Below are 972 nucleotides of genomic sequence, written 5' to 3'. Positions count from 1 at the left end.
GAGTTGATGCTATCGCAGGCAAGCCAGCTCCCACAACAAGCCAGCTCCCATCGTGGCCTGTTACGCCAGTTCAGGGGCGCTAGCGTACGCCTGATCAAATGGTCATTCTGACCGGTCTCGTACAGGTTGATACTGATGATCAGCGCTATCACCCCCAGCAGACAAAAGCCGGACAACAGCACGATTTTCAAGCGGATGGAGAGGGTGTCGAACATAGGTTCACTCGCGATTGGACTCGTTGAAAGGCAAGCAGGGCGAGCCAAGTCCATTCGGCGCTATGTCCGGAACATCGGCGTAACGGGATGTTTCATGAGGGAAAGGCGATGAGCGGTAGGAAAAGGACTACGCGCTGCGTTATACGGGGGCTGCAAGCCGTTCCGGGCGTGACCAGATCCACAGGTTGCCCAGGCTCATGCCGGCAATCGCCAGGTAGATCGGCCAGCCGTGATCGAGCATCACCAACATCAACACGGCGCACAGCAGCATGCTCACGGTGGCGCTGACTTTGGCGCGGCGCGCGATGATCTTGCCATTGCGCCAGTTGAACAGAATCGGTCCGAACAGCCGGTGGTTTTCCAGCCAGGCGCTCAGGCGCAGCGAGCTTTTAGTCGCCGCCCAGGCGGCCAGCAGGATGAATTCGGTGGTGGGCAAACCCGGTATGACAATCGCCACCAACCCAATGCCCAGGCTGACGTAGGCCAGCAGGCCGAAGAGCAGCTGGGCGATTTTTGAGGTGGATTGGGTTTTGCCGGTCATGCTGAAGTTTATCTGTTGAGGGGTTACACATTATTCGAACTGAAATCCGCTCAAATGTGGGAGCTGGCTTGTGTGGGAGCTGGCTTGCCTGCGATGCGCTCACCTCGGTCTACCTGTCAGACCGAGTTGATGCTATCGCAGGCAAGCCAGCTCCCACAACAAGCCAGCTCCCATCGTGGCCTGTTACGCCAGTTCAGGGGCGCTAGCGTACGCCTG

At 58.2% G+C, this 972-nt stretch carries 2 protein-coding genes; both read right to left on the bottom strand.

The genetic code is table 11. The features are described from left to right. Positions 1-215 (bottom strand): hypothetical protein (locus tag FEM54_RS34505; RefSeq protein ID WP_138454347.1); only part of this gene is annotated, 215 nt, incomplete at its 3' end. 139 nt (positions 216-354) lie between these two features. Continuing rightward, on the bottom strand, positions 355-756 hold the full coding sequence (locus FEM54_RS33140; RefSeq protein WP_138454346.1) for a YbaN family protein: 402 nt from the start codon (positions 754-756) through the stop codon (positions 355-357). Positions 757-972: the final 216 nt, after the last annotated feature.

Origin of the sequence: Pseudomonas edaphica (genome assembly GCF_005863185.1) — a bacterium.
Lineage (GTDB): Bacteria > Pseudomonadota > Gammaproteobacteria > Pseudomonadales > Pseudomonadaceae > Aquipseudomonas > Aquipseudomonas edaphica.
The sequence above is the reverse complement of the archived record's forward strand: the minus strand, read 5'-3'. Positions and strand labels throughout refer to the sequence as shown.

Bases quoted from the DNA above. Each gene is read 5' to 3' on its own strand.
- FEM54_RS33140 (WP_138454346.1), bottom strand. From the start codon at position 756: ATGACCGGCAAAACCCAATCCACCTCAAAAATCGCCCAGCTGCTCTTC.